25 protein-coding genes and 1 tRNA gene are annotated in these 22,740 nt (G+C 71.2%); 8 read left to right on the top strand and 18 right to left on the bottom strand.

Translation table 11 applies throughout. The annotated features are described in order from the left end of the window. Window positions 1-11: 11 nt before the first annotated feature. The 6 genes from CLT71_RS34465 to CLT71_RS34430 all read left to right on the top strand — a co-directional run bounded on the left by CLT71_RS34465 (window position 12) and on the right by CLT71_RS34430 (window position 4,066). Window positions 12-308: a hypothetical protein gene (locus CLT71_RS34465; protein ID WP_101370780.1), complete on the top strand. Its 297-nt coding sequence runs from the start codon at window positions 12-14 to the stop codon at window positions 306-308. 59 nt (window positions 309-367) lie between these two features. Then, a complete protein-coding gene (locus tag CLT71_RS34460) occupies window positions 368-787 on the top strand; it encodes a hypothetical protein (RefSeq protein ID WP_143743738.1) in 420 nt (139 codons plus the stop codon). Beyond that, window positions 784-1,728, top strand: a complete 945-nt coding sequence (locus CLT71_RS34455; protein WP_101370778.1) for a saccharopine dehydrogenase family protein — start codon at window positions 784-786, stop codon at window positions 1,726-1,728. Before CLT71_RS34460 ends, CLT71_RS34455 begins: the two co-directional genes overlap by 4 nt. A gap of 11 nt (window positions 1,729-1,739) precedes the next feature. Further along, the gene (locus CLT71_RS38440; protein ID WP_486483607.1) at window positions 1,740-1,871 is read left to right on the top strand and encodes a hypothetical protein; all 132 of its coding nucleotides are present in this window, start codon (window positions 1,740-1,742) and stop codon (window positions 1,869-1,871) included. Between the two features lie 924 nt (window positions 1,872-2,795). Beyond that, window positions 2,796-3,101, top strand: coding sequence for a hypothetical protein (locus CLT71_RS34435; protein WP_101370774.1), 306 nt, complete (start codon window positions 2,796-2,798; stop codon window positions 3,099-3,101). Between the two features lie 467 nt (window positions 3,102-3,568). Further along, window positions 3,569-4,066: an NUDIX hydrolase gene (locus tag CLT71_RS34430; RefSeq protein WP_199187813.1), complete on the top strand. Its 498-nt coding sequence runs from the start codon at window positions 3,569-3,571 to the stop codon at window positions 4,064-4,066. On the opposite strand, the gene CLT71_RS34425 is transcribed toward CLT71_RS34430, so the two are convergent. From CLT71_RS34425 to amcA, 9 genes are all read right to left on the bottom strand, one after another. Next, window positions 4,030-5,094, bottom strand: a complete 1,065-nt coding sequence (locus CLT71_RS34425) for a Gfo/Idh/MocA family protein (protein WP_101370773.1) — start codon at window positions 5,092-5,094, stop codon at window positions 4,030-4,032. The genes CLT71_RS34430 and CLT71_RS34425 overlap by 37 nt on opposite strands. Beyond that, complete coding sequence (locus CLT71_RS34420) at window positions 5,091-6,152, bottom strand: DegT/DnrJ/EryC1/StrS aminotransferase family protein (protein WP_101372031.1); 1,062 nt, start codon at window positions 6,150-6,152, stop codon at window positions 5,091-5,093. Before CLT71_RS34420 ends, CLT71_RS34425 begins: the two co-directional genes overlap by 4 nt. A gap of 61 nt (window positions 6,153-6,213) precedes the next feature. After that, window positions 6,214-7,485, bottom strand: coding sequence for a UDP-N-acetylglucosamine 1-carboxyvinyltransferase (gene murA / locus CLT71_RS34415; RefSeq protein WP_101370772.1), 1,272 nt, complete (start codon window positions 7,483-7,485; stop codon window positions 6,214-6,216). A gap of 74 nt (window positions 7,486-7,559) precedes the next feature. Further along, on the bottom strand, window positions 7,560-8,177 hold the full coding sequence (locus CLT71_RS34410; protein ID WP_101370771.1) for a DapH/DapD/GlmU-related protein: 618 nt from the start codon (window positions 8,175-8,177) through the stop codon (window positions 7,560-7,562). Next, the gene (locus tag CLT71_RS34405; protein WP_158242375.1) at window positions 8,174-8,425 is read right to left on the bottom strand and encodes an acyl carrier protein; all 252 of its coding nucleotides are present in this window, start codon (window positions 8,423-8,425) and stop codon (window positions 8,174-8,176) included. The genes CLT71_RS34410 and CLT71_RS34405 overlap by 4 nt, the downstream gene beginning before the upstream one ends. After that, window positions 8,422-9,834: an FAD-dependent oxidoreductase gene (locus CLT71_RS34400; RefSeq protein ID WP_101370769.1), complete on the bottom strand. Its 1,413-nt coding sequence runs from the start codon at window positions 9,832-9,834 to the stop codon at window positions 8,422-8,424. The genes CLT71_RS34405 and CLT71_RS34400 overlap by 4 nt, the downstream gene beginning before the upstream one ends. A 1-nt stretch (window position 9,835) precedes the next feature. Continuing rightward, window positions 9,836-10,699 carry a methyltransferase domain-containing protein gene (locus CLT71_RS34395; RefSeq protein ID WP_101370768.1) on the bottom strand — a complete coding sequence of 288 codons (864 nt, stop codon included), beginning with the start codon at window positions 10,697-10,699 and terminating at the stop codon, window positions 9,836-9,838. After that, window positions 10,696-11,046: a hypothetical protein gene (locus CLT71_RS34390; RefSeq protein WP_101370767.1), complete on the bottom strand. Its 351-nt coding sequence runs from the start codon at window positions 11,044-11,046 to the stop codon at window positions 10,696-10,698. Before CLT71_RS34390 ends, CLT71_RS34395 begins: the two co-directional genes overlap by 4 nt. Next, window positions 11,043-11,213 (bottom strand): multiple cyclophane-containing RiPP AmcA, encoded by a 171-nt coding sequence (amcA, locus tag CLT71_RS37660; protein WP_199187812.1) that lies wholly within the window; start codon window positions 11,211-11,213, stop codon window positions 11,043-11,045. Before amcA ends, CLT71_RS34390 begins: the two co-directional genes overlap by 4 nt. A 374-nt stretch (window positions 11,214-11,587) precedes the next feature. On the opposite strand from amcA, the gene CLT71_RS34385 reads away from it, so the two are divergent. Beyond that, the gene (locus CLT71_RS34385) at window positions 11,588-12,814 is read left to right on the top strand and encodes a helix-turn-helix domain-containing protein (protein ID WP_199187995.1); all 1,227 of its coding nucleotides are present in this window, start codon (window positions 11,588-11,590) and stop codon (window positions 12,812-12,814) included. A 6-nt stretch (window positions 12,815-12,820) separates the two neighbouring features. Here the strand turns inward: CLT71_RS34385 and CLT71_RS34380 are convergent, their stop codons facing one another. From CLT71_RS34380 to CLT71_RS36780, 7 genes are all read right to left on the bottom strand, one after another. After that, window positions 12,821-13,495, bottom strand: coding sequence for a YdcF family protein (locus tag CLT71_RS34380; RefSeq protein WP_101370766.1), 675 nt, complete (start codon window positions 13,493-13,495; stop codon window positions 12,821-12,823). A gap of 22 nt (window positions 13,496-13,517) precedes the next feature. Next, window positions 13,518-13,724 (bottom strand): hypothetical protein, encoded by a 207-nt coding sequence (locus CLT71_RS34375; RefSeq protein WP_101370765.1) that lies wholly within the window; start codon window positions 13,722-13,724, stop codon window positions 13,518-13,520. A 256-nt stretch (window positions 13,725-13,980) separates the two neighbouring features. After that, window positions 13,981-14,050: transfer RNA gene (locus CLT71_RS34370), tRNA-Lys, on the bottom strand. 11 nt (window positions 14,051-14,061) lie between these two features. After that, window positions 14,062-14,922: an FAD binding domain-containing protein gene (locus CLT71_RS34365; RefSeq protein WP_101370764.1), complete on the bottom strand. Its 861-nt coding sequence runs from the start codon at window positions 14,920-14,922 to the stop codon at window positions 14,062-14,064. Next, entirely contained in the window at window positions 14,912-17,254 is a 2,343-nt protein-coding gene (locus tag CLT71_RS34360) for a xanthine dehydrogenase family protein molybdopterin-binding subunit (protein ID WP_101370763.1), read from the bottom strand. The genes CLT71_RS34365 and CLT71_RS34360 overlap by 11 nt, the downstream gene beginning before the upstream one ends. Continuing rightward, window positions 17,251-17,730, bottom strand: a complete 480-nt coding sequence (locus tag CLT71_RS37260; protein WP_101370762.1) for a 2Fe-2S iron-sulfur cluster-binding protein — start codon at window positions 17,728-17,730, stop codon at window positions 17,251-17,253. Before CLT71_RS37260 ends, CLT71_RS34360 begins: the two co-directional genes overlap by 4 nt. A gap of 110 nt (window positions 17,731-17,840) precedes the next feature. Continuing rightward, window positions 17,841-19,103: a M20/M25/M40 family metallo-hydrolase gene (locus tag CLT71_RS36780; RefSeq protein WP_158242374.1), complete on the bottom strand. Its 1,263-nt coding sequence runs from the start codon at window positions 19,101-19,103 to the stop codon at window positions 17,841-17,843. Between the two features lie 28 nt (window positions 19,104-19,131). On the opposite strand from CLT71_RS36780, the gene CLT71_RS36775 reads away from it, so the two are divergent. After that, on the top strand, window positions 19,132-20,463 hold the full coding sequence (locus CLT71_RS36775; protein ID WP_158242373.1) for an MmgE/PrpD family protein: 1,332 nt from the start codon (window positions 19,132-19,134) through the stop codon (window positions 20,461-20,463). 66 nt (window positions 20,464-20,529) lie between these two features. Here the strand turns inward: CLT71_RS36775 and CLT71_RS34345 are convergent, their stop codons facing one another. Further along, a complete protein-coding gene (locus CLT71_RS34345) occupies window positions 20,530-21,582 on the bottom strand; it encodes an asparaginase (RefSeq protein ID WP_101370760.1) in 1,053 nt (350 codons plus the stop codon). After that, window positions 21,573-22,727: an iron-containing alcohol dehydrogenase gene (locus tag CLT71_RS34340; protein ID WP_101370759.1), complete on the bottom strand. Its 1,155-nt coding sequence runs from the start codon at window positions 22,725-22,727 to the stop codon at window positions 21,573-21,575. The genes CLT71_RS34345 and CLT71_RS34340 overlap by 10 nt, the downstream gene beginning before the upstream one ends. Window positions 22,728-22,740: the final 13 nt, after the last annotated feature.

The following is a 22,740-nucleotide window of genomic DNA, read 5'->3' as shown; positions in this document are numbered from 1 at the left end:
GGAGACAGACGATGGCAGTTCTCAGACTGGACCGCTTCACTACGGACCCGGCCACGGCCGACGAGATGATCACTCGGCGCAACGCCCTCGTCGTCGCGGTCAGGAATGCAACGCCCGGACTCCTCCAGGCCCGGCTGACCCGGGTCGACGACGAAACCTGGATCGACATGTGGTGCTGGGACACACGTGCCCACGCGCAGGCCGCGGTGGCACTCGCACACGCCGGGCAGCTACCCGAGGCCGGCACCGCGTTCGCGCTCACCACCGACCACACCACCGAGTTCACCGACGTCGTCGACGAACGCTAGCCGGTCACATGAACTCCTCCGCATTCAGAACCAGGGACCTGACCATCACGCTGGTTGCCGTGCAATGGGTGGTCACGTTCGCCCACCACCTCTACGGCGGACTCAGGTTTGACAGTCCCGGCCGCACCATCATGGCCTTTGTCTTCGCCGTCATCCTCGGCGCCACCCTGTGGCTTCACCGCCTCGGCGCGACGAGGAGGTGGGCGCAGCGGGCATGTCACACCCTCGTCATCGTCTTCTGGGTGGTACTGCTCGGGCTGTACGAGGGCGGCTACAACCACACCCTGTACCTGTTCCTGCGCCAAGTCGACCCGGCACGGGCTCAATCCTGGTACCCCGCCGGCAGCGACGCCGTCATCTCCAACGACGTCTTCTTCCAGGGCACCGGGGTCCTGACGCTGGTAGCCGGCGCCGCCGTGGCGATCGCGCTGGTGACCGCCAGACGTCGGCGGGCCGGCACGGAGAGGGTCAGCCGATGAGGGTCCTCGTACTCGGCGGCTACGGAGCGACCGGGTCCCGGATCGTCGCCCTGCTCAGGGCCGCGGGCGATGTCACCTTCACCGCCGGCCGCGACGCCGCCCGCGCCGACCGGGTACTCGACCTGCGCCACCTCAACGCCACCGCCGTCGGCGCAGCAGTGTCCGATATAGACGTCGTCATCAACTCCAGCGGCGTGGAAGACCCGGCCGTGGCCAGGGAGTTCCTCGAACACCGGGTCGGTTTCGTCGACATCACCGCCACCACCGGGTACGTCGCCGCTCTGGAACGTCTCCACCCCAGGGCGCCGTTGATACTCAGCGTCGGGTTGGCACCAGGGCTGACAAACCTCCTCGCGGCCGCCGTCCACCGGGACGTGCCCGGGCCGGTCGACGTGGCGCTTGTGCTCGGCACGGGCGAGGAGTACGGCTCCGCCTCGGTCGGCTGGTCGGCCGGCCTCCTCGGAACACACTTCACCGACCCGGCCACCACCGCCACCGTCCTCAACTACACCCGGCCCCAACGGTTCCGTCTACCAGGACTGGGAAACCGGCCGCTGCTCCGCGTCGACTTCTCCGACCAGCACACCCTGACCCGGGACCTGGCCACACCGGTACGCACATACTTCGGCCTCACATCCCGCATCGCCACCGCCACCCTCGGCGTGATGACCCGAATCCCCGGCAGCGCAACACTCGCACGACACCTGCACCTCCCCGGCAACGACCGCTGGCTCGCCCTGGCCCGCGGCGCCGACGGAACGATCCGCTGGGCCACCGGACGCCCGCAGGCTCACGCCACCGCCGCGATCGCGGTGCTCGCCGCACGCATCGCACCGCGGGTGGAGCCCGGCATACACCATCTCCATCAGGTCGCCACGCTCGACGACATACCCACCGACCCGGCACTCAGCATCCATGAGATTGTCCCGCACCGGGTTTGATGGAGACATTGATGTTCCCCGGGTTTCACGGAGTCGACGACGTGCCGGGTCCGGCCCGGGGCAGGGACCTCAGGGTTCCGCACCCCCGGCACACCGTCGCCGGGTCGCGCAACGGCGAGGTCAAGGATCCCAGCACGGTCTAGCTGCGGGGGTACGAGGACGTGGCCCGCGGCGATGTGGAGCAGATCGCCGCCGGCAACGCGCGGTGGAATCCGGAGACCCAGCCGTACGAGGTCAACGGCCGGTCGTACGGGGTCGAGTCGAACGGAACGGTCTTCCCCGACTCCGGTGACGGTGTGGTAAAGCTGGACCGTAACGAGTACGCGGCACTCAAGGAGATCACCAGGGTCGGTGGCGATCCGACACAGTCGCCACAGCTGCAGAACAATCCCCGCTTCCTGAACAACCGGAGGCGGTCGCGAAGGCGAAGGAAATCTACGACGGGACGTCCGAGCCGTGACGTACTACCTCTTGATCTTCGGTGAACTGCACCGGGGCCGGCTCGTCTCGGCGTTGGCGACGCTGTTCGCGCTCCCGGTCGACCAGGTCGACGTCGGCGATTCCGACGACACCGACCGCAACTGGTCGGCGCAGGTGATCTGCACCGTCGTGCCGGTCACCGGCCAGCTGCACTGGCAGTTGGAGATTTGTCCCGCCCAGACGATCGTCCCGCAGCCGCCCGAGTCGGTCGTCGCGGTGGTGCTGGCACAGCGGCTCGGGACGGTGGTGGTCTATCCGGGGCAGGAGCCACTACCGAGCGCGTACTGGCTGGTGGCCCCGGACGGCCGCCCCACCCGGGCGCGGATCGTCGACGACGGTGGGGCGGAGGAGCCGGTCTACCGGATCCAGGCGGTCGAGCATCCGGTGGCGGTGTTCCCGGACCTGCCGGTGGCCGCGCTGCCGGAGGTGATCCGCGAACACCGCATGCCCACCCCGGTCACCGACCGACTGCGTGCGGAGCTGAAGCCGTGGTCGGACTCGGACGTCCCGGCGGTGTCGCAGGCGGTGTGGCGTGCCTGCACCTGGCTCGGCACCTGGGAGGGCATGGCGGCCCGGATGGCCGCCGGGTGGCCGCCGGGTGGCCGCCGGACGGCTGGTATCCGGCGGCGTACTACCGGGAGGACCTGGAACTCCGCGACGAACTCGCGCAGCTCGGCCAGACGTTGCCGGAGCAGGCCCGTACGCCGTTCGCGATCGCCCTCGGCCAGGTCGACCAGCAGTTCGTCGCGCGCACCGAGGACGACGAGGGATACGCACTGGCGGTGGAGTTGGGGCCGGCGCACAACGTGCCGACCCTCCCCGACCGCTGGTGGTGGCAGCGGATCTCCCAACCGCTGCCATGGCGGGACCAGCCGGCCCGACCGGGAGGCTGAGCCTCAGGCCGGACTGTGGGATAGGGATGGCGTAAGCCCGCGCGCCCAAGTCGCCTCGAAGAGACGTCGGTTGGTCACCGCCTCCGGGCTGCCGCCGATCCGCCTGTTGAGTCGGCCCGGGGCGCGGTGCCGGTGTTACCACCGGTCCGTTTCCCGGAGCCGCTCGCCGAACCCGCCGTGCCGATCCGCCCGGACCATTCTCTACCAGGTGAAGGCGTCCAGTTTGCTAAAAGTTTACTGAGAGGACGTCTGATTCACATACTTTGCGTGTTATGACGGTTTAGTCGTCTCGCCAGGTTGCCCCGGGGTTCGCCTTTGAGGCCGGCTCACCCCGCGTCGGGCAGCCTGGAGTCACACGGCCGCGCCCGCCAGCGATACCAGGAGCGGACCGCCAGTCGCCCCGGTACGGCAATCCTTCCCTTCGGTAACGAGCCACTCGCCAGGGGCGAGCCCGTAGGGTCGGTCGCGTGGCCGAGACTCAGACCGAACCCGACCTCTCCTACATCGCCAGCGTGACGCGGGTCCGCGCGGCGGCCGGCGTGATCCTCCGTGATCAGTCCGGCCGGGTGTTGGTGGTCCACCCGACCTACAAGGACGTGTGGGAGGTTCCCGGCGGAATGGTGGAACCGGACGAGTCCCCGGCGGATGCTTGTGCGCGCGAGATCCAGGAGGAACTGGGTGTTCCAGTGACCACGGGAGCGCTGCTGTGCGTCGACTGGGTGCCGGCGAGCCCGCCGTGGGACGGCGGCCTCATGTTCGTGTTCGACGGCGGCATGCTGACAGCGGACCAGATCGCGACGATACGACTGTGCCCGGACGAGCTCGACCGGTTCGAGTTCGTCGAGCCGGAGCGCCTGGGCGAAGTGTTGATCCCTCGGTTGGCTCGGCGAGTTGCTGCGGCGGTCGCCGCGATCGGGCGTGGCGGCGTCTACCTCGAGGATGGGGTCGCAACCTCAAGCAGGTAGTCGGCCGGGGAGAGCCGCGGACGCGGTGCGCGTGGCAGGTCGGGCGTGGTGCAGTTACCGGTGGCCGCGGAGTTGAGGACGGCCTCGGCGGCGGCGATGGTCGCGGCGGCCTGCCACAGGGTCACGATCGGTGCTTCTCGGCCGAGGACGGCGTCGCGGAAGGCTTCGTGCTCGCTGAGCAGGGGTTCGCGTTTCGGGATCGCGAATCGGGTGATGGCTCCTTCGGTGACGCCTCGGAACAGTTCGGCGGCGGCCCACTCGGTGGGCGTGGAGCCGTTGGCGTAGAAGGTGAGATCGCCGTGGACGGTGTCGGCGGCAAGGCAGCCGTGAGCGCCGGTGACGATGGTGATGCGCTCTTTGAGCGGGGATAGCCAGTTGACGACGTGGTTGGTGAGGGTGCCGTCGGTGAGTTCGCCGAGGATGACCACGAGGTCTTCGGCGATCCGGCCGCTGCGGGCCATGGTTCGGGCTGCGACCGAGACCAGCGGCATGTCGGTGACCCAGGTGGTCATGTCCAGGTCGTGGGTGGCGAGGTCGAGCACGACGCCAACATCGCGAACCCGTGGCGGGTAGGGCCCTTGGCGTCGGGTGGCGATCTGGTAGAGGTCACCGAGAGCCCCGTCGGCGAGTCGCACCCGCATGGCTTCCAGTGCGGGGTTGTACCGCTCGGTGTGGCCTACGGCCCCGATCAGTCCGGCGGTGTCGAACGCTTGGGCGAGGGCCCGTGCGGTAGTCAGGTCCGGGGCGAGGGGTTTCTCGATCAGCGCCGGTACGCCCGCCTCGGCGAGTCGGTGGCCGATGGCCGCGTGATGGGCGGTGGGTACGGCGACGACGCAGTAGTCGAGTCGATGCGTGAGCAGTTGCTCCAGCGTGGCGGTGAGGGCGACGCCCCGGGTGGCCTGATATTGGTCTCCGTCAGGGTCAGTGGCGACGACGAGCTGGACGCCGGGGAGCTGGCTGAGGACGCGGGCGTGGTGGCGGCCCATCATGCCCAGGCCGACCAGTCCAGCACGCAATGGCGCGCTCATCGGTTCACCGCCGTCACGATTCGGGTCAGGTCGGACTGTGGGAGTTGCGGATGGACGGGCAGCGAGAGCATTTCAGCGGCAGCCTGTTCCGTATGCGGGAGGTCGGCGGGTTGGTCGTAGGCGAAGCTGCGATGCAGGGGCGTTGGATAGTGGATTCCGGTCTCGATCCGGGCGTCGGCGAGCCGTTGCCGTACGGCGTCCCGGTCGGGATGGCGAATAACGTACTGGTGGTAGACGTGGACGGCGCCCGACAGGACCGGCGGGGTGACAACACCGTGAAGCTGCTCGGTGAGTACGGCGGCGTGCGCTTGCCTTCGGGCAGTCCACGACGCCAGCGACCGGAGTTGAACGCGACCGACTGCGGCGGAGACGTCGGTCATCCGAGCGTTGAAGCCGATCAGCTCGTACTCGTAGCGGGCCGGCATGCCCTGATTGCGCAAGTGTCGTAGTCGTCTGGCCACCTGCTCGTCGGCCGTGACCACCATGCCGCCTTCGATGGCGTGCATGTTCTTTGTGGGATAGAAGCTGAAGGCTGCGGCGTGACCGAACGCGCCGGTCGGGGTGCCGTCCAGTGCGGCGCCGACGGCCTGGGCGGCGTCTTCGATGACCGCGAGGCCGTGGCGGGCGGCGAGGGCGGTCAGGCGCTCCATCGCGGCTGGGTGGCCGAACAGGTGGACAGGGACGATGGCAGCGGTGCTGGACGTGATGGCGGCGGCGGTCGCCTCGGGGTCGAGGGTGAAGGTCTCCGGATCGATGTCGGCGAAGACCGGTGTAGCGCCAGCGTGGGCAACGGCGTGGGCGGTGGCGCCGAAGGTGAACGACGGCAAGATCACCTGGTCTCCTGGTCCGATACCGCAGGCGCGTAGCGCAAGGTGCAGAGCGGCGGTGCCTGAGCTGACTGCCACACAGCGCCGACCGGCGACGAGGTCTGCGAACTCGGCTTCGAACGCGGCAACCTCATTGCCCTGAACGAGTTTTCGGCTACGCAGAACGCGGACGGCTGCGTCGACCTCGGCGTCACCGACGTGCGGGTGGGCGAGTGTGATCGGACGCGTCATGGTCACCTCCTCGGTTGTGGCCAGCGGCTCAGCATCGAGCCGAGCCGCGAGAGGCTGGTCGTCAGATCTCATCGCGGATGATGTCAGCGCCGACGGCGGTGAGACGGCTGGCCAGGTCGGCGTGACCCCGGTCGATCATGGCGCCGTTGCCGATGATCGTTTCGCCATCGGCAACAAGTCCGGCCAGGACGAGCCCGATGCCGGTCCGCAGGTCCTGGGCGATGACCTCGGCGCCGCGTAGCGGCCTGCCTCCATGGACGACGGCCTTCTCGCCGTCGACGGTGAGATCCGCGCCGAGCTTGGTCAGCTCACCAGCGAGGGCGTAGCGGGCGTCGTGGATGCGTTCACGGAAGTAGCTCGTTCCGGGTGCTTGGGTGGCGAGGGCCATCAGCGGGGGCTGCAGGTCGGTGGCGAACCCGGGGTGGGTGTCGGTGATGACGTTGATCGGATGCAGTTGACCGGGTCTGGCGACGTTGGTGACCGCCCCGGTGGCATCGAGTTCGACGCCCATCTGATGGAGCTTGTGTGCGGCGACTCCGAAGTGATCCAGCACAGTGCCACCGACGAGGTTGACGGCGCCGCCGGTTATGGCCGCCGCGATGGCCAGCACGCCGGCATCCATGCGGTCGGGCATGATCGTGTACTCGACCGCGTTCAGCTCGTCTACTCCGGTGACGACGATGCGGCCGGTTCCCGCGCCGCTGATCTGGGCGCCCATGGCCATGAGCATCGCGACTACGTCGAGGACCTCGGGCTCCAGCGCGGCGTTCTCGATGATCGTCCGGCCCGGCGTGAGGGCCGCGGCCATGATGAGGTTCTCGGTGCCGGTGTGCGACGGCGTGTCGAGGTAAAGATCGGCGCCGCGCAGGTTGCCGGCCTTGATGCTGATCGTGGTGCCCTGTTCCTCGATATGCGCGCCGAGGCGGGCCAGCCCCCGGTAGTGGAAGTCGAGCCCCCGGGTGCCGAGGGCGCAGCCGCCGGCACCCTCGAAGATGACCTCGCCGCAGCGGTGCAGCACCGATGCGAGGAACAACACGCTGCCTCGGAACAGGCGGGTGAGATCGGCTGGCAGCCGTGAGTTGGTGATCGCGGTGGCGTCGATGACGAGCAGCCGGTCGGCCGGGTGGTACTCGACGTGAGCGCCGAGGAGTCGGGCGAGGTCGACGGCACGCTGGACGTCGGTGATCGCGGGGACGTTGCGCAGCACCGTTTGACCGCCTCGGGCGAGCAACGCGGCACCGATCATGGGTAGGGCCGCGTTCTTGGCGCCTTGGACGACGGCGGTGCCGTTGAGCGGCCCGGCAGGGCGAACACGATAGCGAACTTCGCTCATCTGACGTTCCCTTCAGCAGAGGTTGATGTGGTTGAGCAAGCGCGGGCGGGGTAGTCGCCAGTGGTGCACGGCGGTCACGTGGCGAGGGACAGGCCGTTCGGCCCTCGGCGGTAGAACCGTCCGCAGGTGGGACAGGTGAGGTTGTCGTCGAGGCGGTGGCCGCACCTGCAGGCCCAGCCGAGTTGCCGGGCTGGGTTGCCCATGACGAGGCCGTGGTCCGGCACGTCGTGCCCCACGACGGTGCCGACGCCGACCATGACGTACTGGCCGATGGTGACGCCCGGGGCGATGACCGCGTTGGCGCCGACGGTGGCGCCGTAGCGGATCGTCACCGGTTCTCGCCGCCAGTCGTTGCGACCTTTCAGGTGACCGGCGGGGTTGATGGCTCGGGGTGCCGGGTCCTCCAGCAGGTAGACGCCAGGGGCGAGCATCACGCCGTCCTCCAGGATCGCCCCGAACACTCCGCACCCATCCTGGATCTTGACCCGGTTGCCGATGACCGCTGCCGAGGCGACGTGAACGCCCTTGCCGAGTACGCAGTCCTCGCCGATCCGGACGTCCGCGTCGACCTGGACGTGGTGCCAGATCCTGCTTCGCGCGCCGACGTGAGCTGCGTCAGCGACCTCAGCCGACTCGGCGATGAAGGGCGCATCCGACGTGCGCCCGGCTGTCGGTGTTGGCGTCTTGGTCATGCCGAACGCTCCGCGGGGCTCAGCAGCCGCTCCAGGTCGTCCAGGGTCCGGACGCTGATCAGCTCGTCGTCGGATAATGGGCGACCGGTTCGTTCCTCCAGCAGCACCGCGAGCGTGAGCCGGCCGAGCGAGTCCAGACCGAGATCGGACAGCCGCGTGGAGGCGACGATGGCGTCGGCGGTCCGGCCGCTGATCTCGGCGAGGATCTGCCGAGCCACGGTCTGCTGGCCCAGAGCGTGCGTGCTCATCGGATCCGCCCGGCGGCGTCGAGCAGCAGCGGCAGGCATTCGGCCATCGGCGCACGTTGCCAGAGCCGACGGACGGCGACCGCCCTGGCTGAGGTGCCGGCGGCGATGTCGTGCAACGCCGCCTCGATGAATCGCTCCAGCATCTCGTGGGTTCCCGGCGGGAGGCTGCCGCCCGGTTGGCACAGCATGTCCACCAGGCCGCGGGTCGCGCCGCCGATGAGGTTGTCGAGTGCCGGTAGGTGCATCTCTCGCCGGGGGCTGTAGGGATGAGTGGCGGTCGAGGTGGGAGCGGTGATCCCGTCGGCGACGATGCCGGCGGCGTGCGGGGCCAGCAGCACCCCGCACCGGTAGGTGCCGGTCGCGAGGTGGACCATCGGGTGGCCGGTGCGGCCGAACAGTGGCAGGTGATCGAGGGTGACCGGTCGGTGCCCGACCCGGACCTCGATCAACCCGGCATCGCGCAGGTGAGTGTTGAGCTCGGCGCTCGCGTCGTGGATCAGGGTGGCGATCTCATCCAGCGAGGCGGGTTGGCCGTAGTCGGGTTCGGTGGAGAGCCGATTCGTCGCACCCAGGTAGATGGTGCCGTCGCCGCGCGGGACCATGTGGCTGCCACAGGCGAAGCCCCGGTTCGGGGTTCGCACGGCAGCTGGCAGCGAGAACGGGACGCGGCCAAGCAGCGACACGCCTCGCCCGGACCGCAGCGGAGGAGCGTCGACCTGCTCGGCAAGCGCAGGGGCGAGCAGACCGGTCGTCCCGGCCCCGGCAGCGAGGACGAGATGAGCGGCCAGGACAGTGCTGCCGTCAGCCCCGGCGACGACCAGATGCTCGCCGTGCTCGTTGACAGTGGTGACGGTGGTGTTGAGCCACCGGCAGCGGGGATTGGCCTTCAGCACCGTGGCCAGCGCCTCGACCAGGAGCGCTGGGTCTACGCTCGCCTCGTCCGGCAGCCATAGTGCTTCGTGTGCTCGCACCTGCGGTGCCAGCCCCGGAACGGCGGTCGGCGACGCGAACTCGGCGCGGCACCCGCGCTCCTCGGCGGCCTTCGCGATGGCCCGGAGGTTCGCGGCGTCATCTGGCCCGTAGCCGTTGCTGATCACCCACACGCCCGGGACAAGCCGTACCGCCTGCTTGCTGGCCGTACCGACGCGGTCCAGCCAGGCCTCGTATCCCGCTCGGGCGGCCAACCGTTCGCCGACTTCGACGCTGACCCGCTCGGGATCGTGGCTTGCCTCGACCTCGCTCAAGACGGTGAGCATCGCGCCGGCGGCCCGGGACGCCTGCCCTGCGTGGTCGCCGGTCCGAGGTCCGACCACGGTGACGTCCAGGTCCCGGCTGAGCAACTCGAACGCGGTGGCGAGCCCGAGCAGGCCGGAGCCGGCCACCGCGACGTCTGTCACGAACTGGTTCATGTCACTCACCTGATCCGTCCAGGGGATCGATGCGGGTGGCGGCGAGGGTGTGCACCTCGAACCGGAGACCACGAAACGCTGCCCGTTCGGCCGCCCGGAGTGGGTACAGCCGCGACAGCAGCACGTCGCGGTGCGTCGCGTAGCGACGCAAGGGGATGTCCAGCTCGCAGACCTGTACAGTGCGGCACTCGTATCCGTTGCGCCGCAGCGTCTGACGGGTGCGGGGGATGTCGGTCAGGGACGAATGCGTCAGCAGCAGCGTCCCGCCCGGGGCAAGCAGCTCGTCGAGGCGGGCAAGCAGAACGTCGTACAACGCCCGTCCGTCGCTTCCGCCGACCAGGGCCGTCTCGATGCCGTCGTCAGCGGCGTAGACGGGATCGTGCGGGAAGTGCGGCGGGTTGCAGACCACCAGGTCCCACGGTTCGGCGACTGCCAAGTTGGCGAGATCCCCGACGATCGTGGTCACCTGGTCCGGCTGGATGCCGTTGCGGGCCGCGTTGTCGCGGGTCACGTCCGCGCACGCCGGGTTGACGTCCAGCGCGGTCATATGTGCCGCGCCCGCCAAGGCCAGCGCCACCGTGTACAGGCCGGAACCGCACCCGATGTCCAACGCGCGGGCGCCCGCCACGGGCAGGTCAGGGTCGGCGTTCAGCGCACTCAGCAGCGTGAGCCCCACGTCGGTCGGAAAGAGGACCGGCCCGTCGTCCGGCGTCTCGATCTGGGCCCGCCGGCCTCGCACCTCGACCTCGGCCGAGAGCATGCCGCCGCGGGCCGGCGCATCCTGGCACAGCATGTTCGCCGCGCCTGCCGGGATTCTCAATCGGCGCGTCTGCGGCGGTCCATTGATGACGTCGATGCTGGTCATGAAGGTTCCTCCTCATCGGGAGAAGTCCTGGTGGCGACCCGGTAAGAGCGGATGTGCCGGGCGGGCCAGCCGAGGAATCGGTCGAAGACACCGGCGATGCCGCCGGTGTCGCTGGGATGGAGCTGGTGCAGATCGTCGATCGCGTCATGCAGGCAGCCGGCCAGGTAGAGAAACAGGCTCAGCGGGCTGTTCTTGTACTCCGCCAGAAGGCCCAGCTTCGCCGCGCCGCATGGCCACGGTTGGCCGCATCGCCGGCACAGCCACAGCGGACGTAACGGCAGATGTTCCTGCCCGGACGGCGCCGCGCGATCCGTTCGGATGCGCCGCTGATCCCGGTCGCCGGTCATCGCCGACCACCGTCCCGGACCTGCCGCTCGAACAGCTGACGCCAGGCATGCGTCAGCAGTGGCGGATCGGCCGGCCGCGTGATCGTCCGCTGCCCTGAACCCTCCGCGACCAGTTTCTGCCGCCAGGACAGGTCAGCCTTTGCAAAACGCGAGACGTAAATCGTCATGCCGGCCTCCCCCAGCAGCAGCCAGATGAGCGGTGGGCTCGCCGAAACAAGGACGAGCCCACCGCCGCACCCCGGCGGCTGGGAGCAGACCGCCGGTCACCCGCCCGCGCAGCCCCGATGGCGGTACGCAGGTGGGGAAGACGCCGAGACGGAAGGGTCCGGGGCGGTCCGACTCGGCCGCCCACGCCGCGCTCCGGTGCGTCGGTCATCGCCCCCTCCATCCACAGCTCCTGGTCAGAAACCCCCGACACCAACATCGACACATGCAGGTGATCTGAGGTGAACTGAACGTAGGGGCGGCCTGGGCAAGGAACCGGGAAAATCCGTACCGGGTCCGGCGGTCATCGAAGGGCAAGGTGGACGGTGTGCGAGGAATGACGGACGACATGACGATCGGCCAGCGCGTTGCCTTCTACCGGCGCCGGCGCGGACTCTCCCAAGAGGTGCTGGCCGGTCTGGTCGGAAAGACACAGGAATGGCTGCGCAAGGTCGAGACGAACCGAGCCGACCTGGACCGCCTCTCGGTCATCCGCGCGATCGCCAAAGCCCTCGACGTGTCCCTCGGGGACCTGATCGGCGCACCGAGCCTGTTCGAGTGGTCCGACGACTCAGGTCGCGAAACCATCCCCGCATTGCGCGCCGCGCTCCACGACTACCGGCATCTCGCGCCCACCCTGGCCAGTCCGGCCACCGTCGAGGCCCCCGCCCTGCGTGAGATCGAGAACGACGTCGCCGAGATCTGGACCGCCTACCAGCACTCGCGGTACGGCACCCTCGCCCGCCGGCTCCCCTACCTCATCCATGACTGCCTCACCGCCACCGAGGCGTACGACGGCGGCGATGGCGAGCGCGCACACGCGATGACCGCCTACGCACACCAGCTCGCCGCGCTCTTCCTCACCAAGCTCGGCGAAGGCGATCTCGCCTGGACCGCAGCCAGCCGAGGACTGACCGCCGCCAACGCCAGCCAGGACCACGTCGTCATCGGCTCACTCAGCCGTTCCGCCGCGCACTCCCTGGTCTCGATCGGCGAATTCGCGCAGGCCCGTGGCCTCGCCGCCACCGCGGCGCAGTTCCTCGAACCACGGCTGACCAGGCCCACCCCGCAGCTCCTGTCGGTCTACGGCAGCCTGCACCTGGTCTGCGCGCTCGCCGCTGCTCGGGACGACGACCGCGCATCCGCGGGCACTCACATTGCCGAAGCCGACGCCGCAGCCACCCGGCTCGGTGCCGACGGCAATCACGTGTGGACCGCATTCGGGCCCACCAACGTGTCGATCCACAAGACAACCGTGGCGATGGAACTTGGCGACGTGCAACGCGCCATCGCCATCGGCGCGCCCCTCGATACCGGTTCGATGCCCATCGAGCGGCAGGTCCGCCACGCCATCGAGACCGCGCGAGCGCTGGCCCGCTGGAACCGCATCGACGACGCCCTCGGCGCACTCTTGGAAGCCGAGGTGATCGGCCCGGACCAGGTGCGCTACCACCGGCTCTCCCGCGACCTCGTCCGGGACATCCTCACCCGGCCCCGACCGCCCCGACTCGCCGTGGAACTCAGCGAACGGATGGGCGTCCGGTCGGGAGGACCTCGCTGGTAGCCGTGGTCAGATCAGTCGGCTCGTGTAGCCGGCCGCCACCAGCCGCTCGAAGGCAGCCCGTACCTCGTCCGGCATTTCCTGCGGGAGCGCGAAACCGCGCTCGGCATACACCTCGATCCGCTGCGTGTCCCCGACCAGCATGTCCACCACGCGCCGTGGGTCACCGATGCTGCGCACGTAGTCGTCCAGCTCCAAGGGGTTCGACGCGCACACCACGTCGACCTCCGGCCACATCAGCTTGCAGGTCGCGTACGCCCGGCGCTGCTGGTATGGCCGCGACATGATCAGCACCGACCGGACCGTGATCTGCAACTCGGCGAGGAGGGCACGCGAGAACTCCAGGTTCTCGGCGGTGTTCGTCGCCCGTGGCTCCACGAGAATCGACTCCGCCGGCACGCCCTGCTCGACCGCGTACTCGCGGTAGTGCACCGCCTCGCCGCGCGGGAACCGTTCCACCGTCGTCGGCGCGTTCGCGCCGGTGAACACGATCCACGGGAACAGGCCTTCGTGGAACAGCCGTGTCGCGATCACCGCGACCCCGAGGTCATGGCTGCCCAGCCCGATTCCCACGTCACACGGGCGCAACTCGTGGTGCATGTCGTGGTAGCGCCACAGCGTCTCCACGTCTGCCCGAATCTCGCCGGGGATCGACTCCGCCGGCGCTGCCGTATGCCGGTGCATCAACGCCTACCAGGCAGGACCGTCACCGGGTCCCCTCGTCGGACCTTCCGAGGGCCGCCAGGCCCGCCCTCGCCACCTCCAGCGGAACGACCGCGGCTACCGGCTCGTCCCGCTCGCTCAGGTAGACGACTTGGCCCTCCCGCACACTCCGCAGCAGTTCCGGCAGCACCGCCGACACCGCGAGGTCGTCAGGGGTGGCATAGGTCCGGTCCGCGCTCGGTTCCCTCATGCCGTCAGCGTAGGGGCAACCAGGCAGTAGGACGAAGCCGACTCCACGCGAACGCCCGGTCCCACCCGCATCTTCGAACCATGATCAGCGCCGATCCAACCGGAACCACGTTCGGTTAGGCCGCCATGGGCATCACGTCTACCGTGGCCGAAACGGTCCAACGGCTCCAGAGCACCCACCGAGCGACCGCCGGCTGTCTGCGTACACGAAAAAGACCCCGACCGGTAGAGAGTCAACAGGTCAGGGCCTTGATCGTTGGTGCGCCGGCAGGGACTCGAACCCCGAACCCGCGGATTAAGAGTCCGCTGGCGGCCCTTCGGCGACGCACGAGTTCGTGTCAGGAGATGAGGTTGGCCAGCGCCGCCCGGGCGGCACGGCGTACCAGCACCGACACCAGCTGCCGGGCATAGTCGCCGTCGACCCCGTCGGCCACCGTCAACTGCGCGGCGGCGGCCGCCCCGGCCGGACCGAGCGCCTCCGGGCCGGCATCCACCGGCAGCCCCAGCAGCGCGTCGACCGCTCCGGGCAGCTCCGCCGGTACCGGTGCCGCCGCACCGGCCACCACCCGCGCCCCGGTGACGACGCCTCCTTCGCTCTCCAGCCGGACGGTGACCGTGACGGCCGGTCGCTCGACCAGGATGAACCGCTCGTGTGCCAGCGCGGTCCCGGCCGGCGGCACCGGCACCTCAACCGCGACCACGAGTTCGTCGGGGTCGAGCACGGTCTCGAACGGCGCGACCGTCAGGTCGGCCGCGTCGATGGTCCGGGGCGAGCCGGCGGCGGAGACCGTCGAGACGGTCGCCCCGGCGGCGATGCAGAAGGTGGCCAGATCCGAGTGCGGGCGCCCGGAGGCCAGGTTGCCGCCGACCGTTCCGGAGGTGCGGATCCGAGGGTTGGCGAGGCGCCGTTCCAGCTCGACGAGCGCGGGGAGCACCTCGGCTACCCCGGCCGACCGTTCGAGCTGGCGGTGGGTGACCAGCGCGCCGATCCGCAGGACGCCGTCGCGTACCCCGAGGGTGTCCAGCCCCGGCACCCCCTTGAGGTCGACGAGGTACCGGGGAGCCGCCTCGCCGAGCTTCATCGCGAGCAGCAGTTCGGTGCCGCCGGCGTACGCCGCCGCGTCCGGCCCGCGCTCCGCCAGCAGTCCGCAGGCCTCGGTGAGCCCGCTGGGGCGCAGGATCGTGAAGTCAGGAAGCATTGATCCACCGCCACACCCGGTCGGCCGACATGGGCAGTTCGGGTACCCGTACCCCGGCGTCTGTCACGGCGGTGACCAGCGCGGCGGTCAACCCGCCGAAGACGCCCTCGCCGCAGCCCTTGGCGCCGAACGGCCCCGGACCGTCGCCGTTCTCGACGATCACGCAGGTCATCCCGTCCGGCACATCGGCGACGGTGGGCACCCGGTAGTCCAGCAGGCTGTCGTTGCGCAGCACACCGTCGGCACCGAAGCGCATCTCCTCGAAGAGGGCGTTACCGAGCGCCTGGAGCGTGCATCCCTCGTCCTGGCGCTCGACCAGGCTGGGATTGATCGCCCGGCCCACGTCGGCCACGGTCACCACCTCGCCCACCTCGATCCGCCCGGTCTCCGGGTCGACAGTCACCTCGGCGCCGGCCACGCAGACCTCCCAGAACAGCGCCGGCCCGGACCCACCACCCAACTCCTCCGCCGACCCCTCCCCCACGAGGCCGCCCGACCCGCCGAGCGACAGCTCCGTCGGATCCCCGGGCGACAGCGCCGTCGAATCCCCGGGTGACAACGCCGTCGGATCCTCGGGCGACAGCGTCGCCAGGTCATCGGCGCGGTCACCGCAGACCACCTGCCCGTTCCGGAGGAACACCTCGGACGCCGGCACGCCCCAGCGTGCGGCGGTGGCCGTGACGATCTCGTCCCGCAGCCGCTCGGCGGCCCGGGCGACGGCGAGCCCGGCGACGGTCGTGGAGCGGCTGGCCCCGGTCGACCGGTCGTACGGGGTCGTCGCGGTGTCCGTACCCGGCACCTCCACCCGGTCCACGGGCAGGCCGAGCACCTCGGCGGCGATCTGCGCGTGCACGGTACGGGCGCCCTGGCCGATCTCCTGCGAGCCGACCAGCACCGCCACCCGACCGCCAGGCCGCAACTCCACCCGGGCGCGGGACAGTGCCGAGACCCCGGCCGGGGAAACCCCCACCGCGAGTCCGCGACCGTGCCAGGCGGGCAGCTCGGTGCCCCAGCCGAGCCGGCTAGCCACCGCGTCGAGGTCGCCCGCCAGGTCGGCGTCGAGCGGGCGGCAGCCCGGGATGACGATCTCGCCCCGGTGCAGCAGGTTCCGTCGACGCAGTTCCAGGCGGTCCAGGCCGAGCACCGCCGCGGCCTCGTCGACCTGGGACTCGCCCACCCACTGCAGGTGCGCGGCACCGAACCCCCGGTACGAGCCGGCGGGCGGCAGGTGGGTGTAGACGCAGGCGGCGTCGACGTGCACCCGCTCCCACCGGTACGGCCCAGTAGCCGCCATCCCGGCGACCATGGTGACCGTGGGACCGTTGTCGGCGTACGCGCCGGTGTCCATCCAGATCTCGGCGTGCCGGGACCGGAACCGCCCGTCCCGGCCGACCACGGTACGCATCCGGCAGCGCATGCCGTGCCGGCGGGTGGTGACCATCGCCTCGTCCACCCGGCTGACCAGCCGCACCGGTCGGCCGGCGACCCGGGCCACGGCGACTGCTACCGGTTCCAGCTTCGCGTAGGACTTGCTGCCGAACCCGCCACCGACGAAGGGGACCCGGATCCGTACCCGCTCCTGCGGCAGTCCGAAGACCTCGGCGAGTTCCTGGCGTACCAGGAAGGGGTGCTGGCAGGAAGACCAGAGGTCGATGCCGTCGGTGTCGGCCGAGGCGACGACGGCGTGCGGCTCCATCGCATACTGGTAGACGGCCGGGAACGCGTACTCCCGGTCGATCACCACCGCGTCCGGCGGATCGTCACCTGGCGTCCGATCCAGGTCGACGCGGTAGTGGAAGAAGTCGTTGCCGTCGGCGAATGCCGCACTGGGCGGGCAGCCGAAGCCGGGCCGGGCGGCGGTCTCGTGCACCCGTACCGCACCGGGCGCCACCGCGTCCCGCACGTCGAGCACGGCCGGCAGTGGCTCGTACCCCACCCGGATCGCCCGGACGCCGGCCGCGGCGGCGGCCTCGCTCTCGGCGGCGACGGCCGCGACGATCTCGCCGGCGAACCGCACCACCTCGCGGGCGAGGATCGGGCGGTCCCGCACGTAGTGTCCCCAGGTGGCGTCGAAGTCGACCAGATCCGCCGCGGTCACCACGGCGACCACTCCGGGGACCGCGTACGCCGCCGTGGTGTCCAGCTCGGTGATCCGGGCGTGCGCGACCGGACTGCGCAGCAGCCGGACCTGGAGCGCGTCCGGTGCGTCGAGGTCGGCGGCGTATTCGGCCGCACCGGTCAGCTTGCCGACGAGGTCGGTCCGGACCGACGACCGGCCAACCACCTCCAGTTCCCGATCGGCCTGCGGCGGCACGCCCGGCGTCGCGGTCATGACTCGACTCCGGCCGCTTCGCAGATGGCGTCCAGGATCGCCCGGTAGCCGGTGCAGCGGCAGAGGTTGCCGGCGAACTCCCGCTCCACGTCCGCCCGGCTGCGCAGGGCGCCCCGGGCCAGCAGCGGCTTGAGGGTCATCAGGAAGCCGGGCGCGCAGTACCCGCACTGGAAGGCGTTGTGCCTGGCGAACGCCTCGGCCACCGTCGCGAAGCCCGGTTCGGCGGTGAAGCCCTCGATCGTCTCCACCGCACCGTCCCGCGCGTCGGCGGCGAGGTAGCAGCAGGAGCTGACCGGCTCACCGCCGACCAGTACCGTGCAGGCGCCGCAGACCTGCACGTCGCAGGAGCGCTTGGCGCCGGTCAGCCGCAGCCGGTCGCGCAGCACGTCGAGCAGCAGCGCGTTGTCGTCGAGCGGCAGCCGGTGTTCGGCGCCGTTGACCGTGAGCCGGACCTCTCCGGATGTTGGTGCCTCCACCCCGTCAAGTGAACGGGGCGCCGGTTGCGGCTGCCCAGCAGGGCCGTCCGGCCAGTGGAACGCGGCGCTGCCCCGCTGCGGCCCGGTTCCGCCAGGCTTGGCCGATGGGTTCACCGGGACGTACCGCAGATCTCGACTGCCGTGCGCAGGTAGACCCGGGCACAGGCGGCGAGGTCGTCCGCCGCGATCGATACGTTCCCGCCCCCGGTGCCCTGCCCCGGGCCGTACGTCACGGCCGGCATCCCCAGCTCGTTCCAGACGTTCAGGTCGCGCCACATGCTCGACGGCGTGTGTCCCGGGTCGGTGCGTCGCGCCGGAGGCACGTCCGCCTCGGTCGCGGTACGCAGGGCGGCCACCAGCGGCTCGGCGCCGATCGCCTCGTACCCGCGCCGGAACAGGTAGCACTCGACGTCGGCGTCCGGCGTCACCCGGCGTACCAGCTCGCGCAGCTCCTCCTGCACGTCGAGCGGGTTGTCGCCGGGCGGGATCCGGACGTCCAGGTAGAGCTGGCAGGAGGCGGGCGACAGGATCGGCTGGCTGGGGTGGCCGGCCCGGATCGCCCCGATGTTGACCTTCGGCACCACCTCGCCGGCCTCCCGGCGCGCCCGGTTCCGCTCCTGGTAGCCGTACGCCCACTCCTCGATCGCGCTGATCACCGGTGCCGCCCGGACGACGGCGTTCGGCTGGGCGTCGGCGGCGTACGGGCGGGTCAGGTAGGGCGTGTAGACGCCCCGGTCCCGGCCACGCACCTCGATCCGGAAGAACGCCTTGCCGGGCTCGACCCAGATCGGCGTGAACGAGGTGGTCTCGGCGACGACAACGTAGTCGGCGATCCCGCCGTGCGTGGCCACGTACCGGCTGCCGTGGTCCTTGCCCTGGTAGCGGGGACCGTCGAACTCGTCGACCGGCTCGTGGCCGATCTCCCCGGTGACCATCGTCAGGACCAGGTCGCCGGGGAGGCGTACGCCGGAGCGGCGCAGGGTCGCGGCCGCCACCAGCCAGCACGCCATCGGACCCTTGTCGTTGACCACACCGATCCCGACGATCTCGCCGCCGTCCTGCCAGGCGGTGTGGAACTCGGGGCGGTCGGGGTCGGCGAAGTAGGTGCGGTCGCCGGGCGCCACCGCCGTGTCCATGTGACTGTTGAACAGCAGCGAGCGCCCGCCACCGGTACCCGGAATCCGGCCGACGATGTTTGCCGCACGCTCCGGGTGGGACCGGACCCGTCGGGGCGAGAGCCCGGCGTCGGCGCACCAGTCGTGCAGGAAGTCGCTGACCGCGTGCTCGTCCCCGCTCGGGCTGTCGATCCGGCCCAGTGCGAGGGCCAGCTCGACCACCTCCGCCGGGTCCACCTCATCCCATAGATTTCTCATATCCCTTACAACCCTTCTGGAGCGTTTCGTGTCGACCATCGCCACCACCTTCGCCAGCTGGGCCCGCGACCTGCGCCCGGGCGACGTACCCGCCGAGGTCCGCGACCGGGTCGCGCTGCGGCTCGCCGACGCGGTGGGGCTGGTGGTGGCCGCCTGGTCCACCCCGCCGGGAATCGCCGTCCGGGAGCTGGCGGCCGAGCTGGGCGGGACCGGGCAGGCCCGGCTGCTGCTCGACCCGGCTCCGCTGCACCCGGCCGCGGCCGCGCTCGCCCACGGGACGCTGGTACACGCGCTGGACTTCGACGACACCTTCCCGACCTCGGTGATCCACCCGATGGGCGTACTGCTGCCGGCGGCGCTGGCCTTCGCGGACGACTCCCGACCCGGCGCCGACCTGATCACCGCGGTCGCCGCCGGTGACGAGCTGCTGGCCCGGCTGGGCGCCGCCGCCGGCCGGGGACTGCACGCCCGGGGGTTCCAGGCGACCGGGGTACTCGGCCCACTCGCCGCCGCACTGGTGGCCGGCGTGCTGCGCGGCCGGGAACCTTCGGTGATCGCGAGCGCGATGGGGCTGGCCGGCAGCATGTCCGGCGGGCTGCTGGAGTTCCTCAGCGACGGCACCTGGTCGAAGCGGCTGCACCCGGGCTGGGCGGCACACGGCGGCATCGTGGCCGACGGTCTCGCCGGCCGGGCCTTCCCCGGTCCCGCCTCGGTGGTGGAGGGCCGGCACGGCGTCTTCGCGTCGTTCCTCGGCGCCGCCCCCGAGGCCGACGCGCTGGGCGGGATCACCGACGGGCTGGGCGAGCGGTGGCTCTCCATGGAGGCCGAGGTCAAGCTGTACCCCTGCGCGCACGTGCTGCACCCGTTCATCGAGATGGCGCTGGCGCTGCGGGAGCGGGTGGACGCCGCCCGGGTGGACCGGATCGTCTGCGGGGTCGCCCCCTGGTATGTGCCGATCGTCTGCGAACCCGTCGCCGAGAAGGTCGCGCCGGCCAGCGAGTACCAGGCCCGGGCCAGCCTGCCGATGGCGGTCGCGCTCGCCCTGGTCGACGGTCGGGTCGGTGTCGCTTCGTTCGAGCCGGAGAGCACCGGTCGGGAGGCGGTACGCGCCCTCGCCCGCCGGGTGGAGTACGTCGCCGACCCCGACCTCGCGGCGGGGTTCGGCGCCCGGATGCACGTGCTGGCCGGTGCCGAGCGGTTCGACGGGGACCCGAACCGGAAGGTGGACGAGACGGCCGGGGTACGCCGGAAGTTCGCCGAGAACACCGCTGGCGCCGATGCGCTCTGGGCGGCGGCCCGCGACCTCGACCGGCGACCCGTTGGCGACCTGTGGAGGGCGGCGGCCGGAGTGCCGCGCTAGGCGGCGGTGCCGGCTCCGGCCGCCGGGCTCCCTTCCCGTCCCCGTCGTCGGGATCACGTGACCGCGCTACCGGTCGAAGAGCCGCTGGATCGCGACCGCGTCACGGGTACGGGTCAACGCCAGTGCCAGCAGCAGGCGGGCCTTCCACGGGTTGAGGTTTCCGGCCGTCACCACGCCGTCGGCGAGCGCGGCCGGACGCGGTGTCACCCGGCCGGACGCCACCCGGGTCGCCTGGCACACCACCGCTCCCCCGGCAGTCGCCCGGTCCAGCGCCGCCGACTCGGCCGGGGTCGGATAGCCGGCACCGGTGCCGGCGCTCACGATTCCGGCCGCTCCCGCCGCGACCGCCGCGTCGACGAGCGCGCCGTCGGCGCCGAGGTAGGACAGCACGATCTCCACCCTCGGCGGCGTGCCGACGGTCGCCGGGTCGAACGCCCCCCGGGCGGCCCAGGGCTCGGCGCGGTGGTGGAAGATCACCGCACCGTCACCCTCGACGAAGCCGAGCGGCCCGAGTTCGCCGCCCTGGAAGGCCGACAGCCGGTTGGCCGACGCCTTGCCGACGTCCCGGGCGGCGTGCACCGTGTCGTCGAGCAGCACCAGCACACCCCGGTCCCGCGCCGCCGGGTCGGCCGCCAACCGGACCGCGTTCACCAGGTTCAGCGGCCCGTCCGCGCTCAGGCTGGTGGCCGGGCGCATCGCGCCGGTGACCACCACCGGGGTACCCGGCGGGCAGACCAGGTCGAGCAGGAAGGCGGTCTCCTCAAGCGTGTTGGTGCCGTGCGTGACCACGACGCCCGCGATCGTCGGATCGCTCGCGAGGTCCCGCGCGGTACGCCCGACCCGAAGCGCGCCGGCCAGGTCGAGCGCGTGGCTCGGCACGTTCGGCAGCTCGACCGGGACGATCTCCGCGAGGGTGGCCAGTTCCGGCAGCTCGGCCAGGAGTTCGCCGAGGGCCCGCATCTCGGCCCGCTCGGCGTACCCGGTGAGGTCCAGCCGGTCGCGCCCGACCGAGACGATCGTGCCACCTGTCGAGACCACCGCGACCCTCGGCTGGGGCGTCCGGCGCCGTCGGCGGCGCTGCTGGCCCGGCGCCCCGGCCACCGACGGCGTCACCAACACGACTCCAGCAGTTCCTCGATCTCCTCGACCGGTACCTCCCGGGGCACGTACGCCATCATCGGCTCGACGCCTGTCGCCTTGGCGATCGCCGGCAGGTCGGCCCGGTCGACGTGCACGTCACGCAGCCGGGTGGGGATCGGCAGCGGGGCGAGCATGTCCCGCAGCGCGGCGGTGACCGCAGCCGCGTCCCGCCCCTGCGCGCCGAGCGCCTCCGCGACGCGGGCCACCCGGGAACCCTCGGCCGGCAGCAGCCGCCCGGCGACCGGGGGCAGGAAGATCCGGTGTGCGACGCCGTGCTGGAGGGCGTACCGGCCGCCGACCGCGTGCCCGATCGCATGGGTGAGCGACACCATCGCGTTGTCGGCCGCGATGCCGGACAGCAGCGCGCCGACCTGGGCGTCGAGCCGGGCGTCGAGGTCGTCCGGCGCCTCGATCGAGCGGGGCAGGCCGGTACGGAGCAGGTGCAGCGCCTGTAGCGCGTACCCGTCGGCGATCGGCTGCCGGTCTCGGGAGTAGGTCGCCTCCACCGCCCGTGCCACCGCGGTGACCCCGCTGGACGCGGTGAGCGCCGCGCCGGTCGGTACCACGAGGAGCGGGTCGAGGACCGCCACGTCGGGTACCAGCAGCGGGTCGCGGAAGAGCACCTTCTCGCCGCGCTGCTCGTCCCGGACCCCGGCCCAGGGCATCACCTCGCTGGACGAGCCGGTGGTGGTCGGCACCGCGATGTGCGGGTACGCGGTACCGGTGAGTGCCCGGGCCGGACGCCCCTCCCGGCCGCGCCCCTTCGGCACCTGGTAGTCGTCGAGCGGTCCGTCCACGGTGAGCAGCAGGATCAGGTACTTCGCGGTGTCGATCGCCGCGCCACCGCCGAGGCTCAGCACCGCCTGCGCGCCGGAGGCCCGGATCGCGTCGGCGGCCCTGTCCAGGTGGTTGAGGCCGCCCTGCGGGCGGATCCCGTCGAAGACCCCGACGATCGCGTCGCCGAGCACCTCGCGCAGCGCCGCGAGCTGGGGACCGGCGGCGACAGTGCGGCCGCAGACCACGAAGACCCGGCCCGCGCGCAGCTCCGCCAGCAACTCCGGCAGGCGCCGGTGCGCACCGGCCCCGGCGATCACCCGGGTGCGGGGATGGACCTGTTCGAACATCTCTCCTCCTCAT

This window comes from Plantactinospora sp. CNZ320, assembly GCF_002846275.1.
Note: the sequence above shows the minus strand (reverse complement) of the source record. Positions and strands in the feature narration are given on the sequence as shown.

Excerpts from the sequence above, each read along its gene's own strand:
- CLT71_RS34380 (WP_101370766.1), bottom strand. The coding sequence starts at position 13,495 with ATGCACCGGCATACGGCAGCGCCGGCGGAGTCGATCCCCGGCGAGATT.
- CLT71_RS34340 (WP_101370759.1), bottom strand. The coding sequence starts at position 22,727 with ATGTTCGAACAGGTCCATCCCCGCACCCGGGTGATCGCCGGGGCCGGT.
- CLT71_RS34385 (WP_199187995.1), top strand. The coding sequence starts at position 11,588 with ATGACGGACGACATGACGATCGGCCAGCGCGTTGCCTTCTACCGGCGC.
- CLT71_RS34405 (WP_158242375.1), bottom strand. The coding sequence starts at position 8,425 with ATGAGCACGCACGCTCTGGGCCAGCAGACCGTGGCTCGGCAGATCCTC.
- CLT71_RS34455 (WP_101370778.1), top strand. The coding sequence starts at position 784 with ATGAGGGTCCTCGTACTCGGCGGCTACGGAGCGACCGGGTCCCGGATC.
- amcA (WP_199187812.1), bottom strand. The coding sequence starts at position 11,213 with ATGACGATTTACGTCTCGCGTTTTGCAAAGGCTGACCTGTCCTGGCGG.
- CLT71_RS34420 (WP_101372031.1), bottom strand. The coding sequence starts at position 6,152 with ATGACGCGTCCGATCACACTCGCCCACCCGCACGTCGGTGACGCCGAG.
- CLT71_RS38440 (WP_486483607.1), top strand. The coding sequence starts at position 1,740 with ATGTTCCCCGGGTTTCACGGAGTCGACGACGTGCCGGGTCCGGCCCGG.
- CLT71_RS36780 (WP_158242374.1), bottom strand. The coding sequence starts at position 19,103 with ATGAGAAATCTATGGGATGAGGTGGACCCGGCGGAGGTGGTCGAGCTG.
- CLT71_RS34425 (WP_101370773.1), bottom strand. The coding sequence starts at position 5,094 with ATGAGCGCGCCATTGCGTGCTGGACTGGTCGGCCTGGGCATGATGGGC.
- CLT71_RS34395 (WP_101370768.1), bottom strand. The coding sequence starts at position 10,699 with ATGACCAGCATCGACGTCATCAATGGACCGCCGCAGACGCGCCGATTG.
- murA (WP_101370772.1), bottom strand. The coding sequence starts at position 7,485 with ATGAGCGAAGTTCGCTATCGTGTTCGCCCTGCCGGGCCGCTCAACGGC.
- CLT71_RS34375 (WP_101370765.1), bottom strand. The coding sequence starts at position 13,724 with ATGAGGGAACCGAGCGCGGACCGGACCTATGCCACCCCTGACGACCTC.
- CLT71_RS34400 (WP_101370769.1), bottom strand. The coding sequence starts at position 9,834 with ATGAACCAGTTCGTGACAGACGTCGCGGTGGCCGGCTCCGGCCTGCTC.
- CLT71_RS34390 (WP_101370767.1), bottom strand. The coding sequence starts at position 11,046 with ATGACCGGCGACCGGGATCAGCGGCGCATCCGAACGGATCGCGCGGCG.
- CLT71_RS34465 (WP_101370780.1), top strand. The coding sequence starts at position 12 with ATGGCAGTTCTCAGACTGGACCGCTTCACTACGGACCCGGCCACGGCC.
- CLT71_RS34360 (WP_101370763.1), bottom strand. The coding sequence starts at position 17,254 with ATGACCGCGACGCCGGGCGTGCCGCCGCAGGCCGATCGGGAACTGGAG.
- CLT71_RS34365 (WP_101370764.1), bottom strand. The coding sequence starts at position 14,922 with ATGCTTCCTGACTTCACGATCCTGCGCCCCAGCGGGCTCACCGAGGCC.
- CLT71_RS34410 (WP_101370771.1), bottom strand. The coding sequence starts at position 8,177 with ATGACCAAGACGCCAACACCGACAGCCGGGCGCACGTCGGATGCGCCC.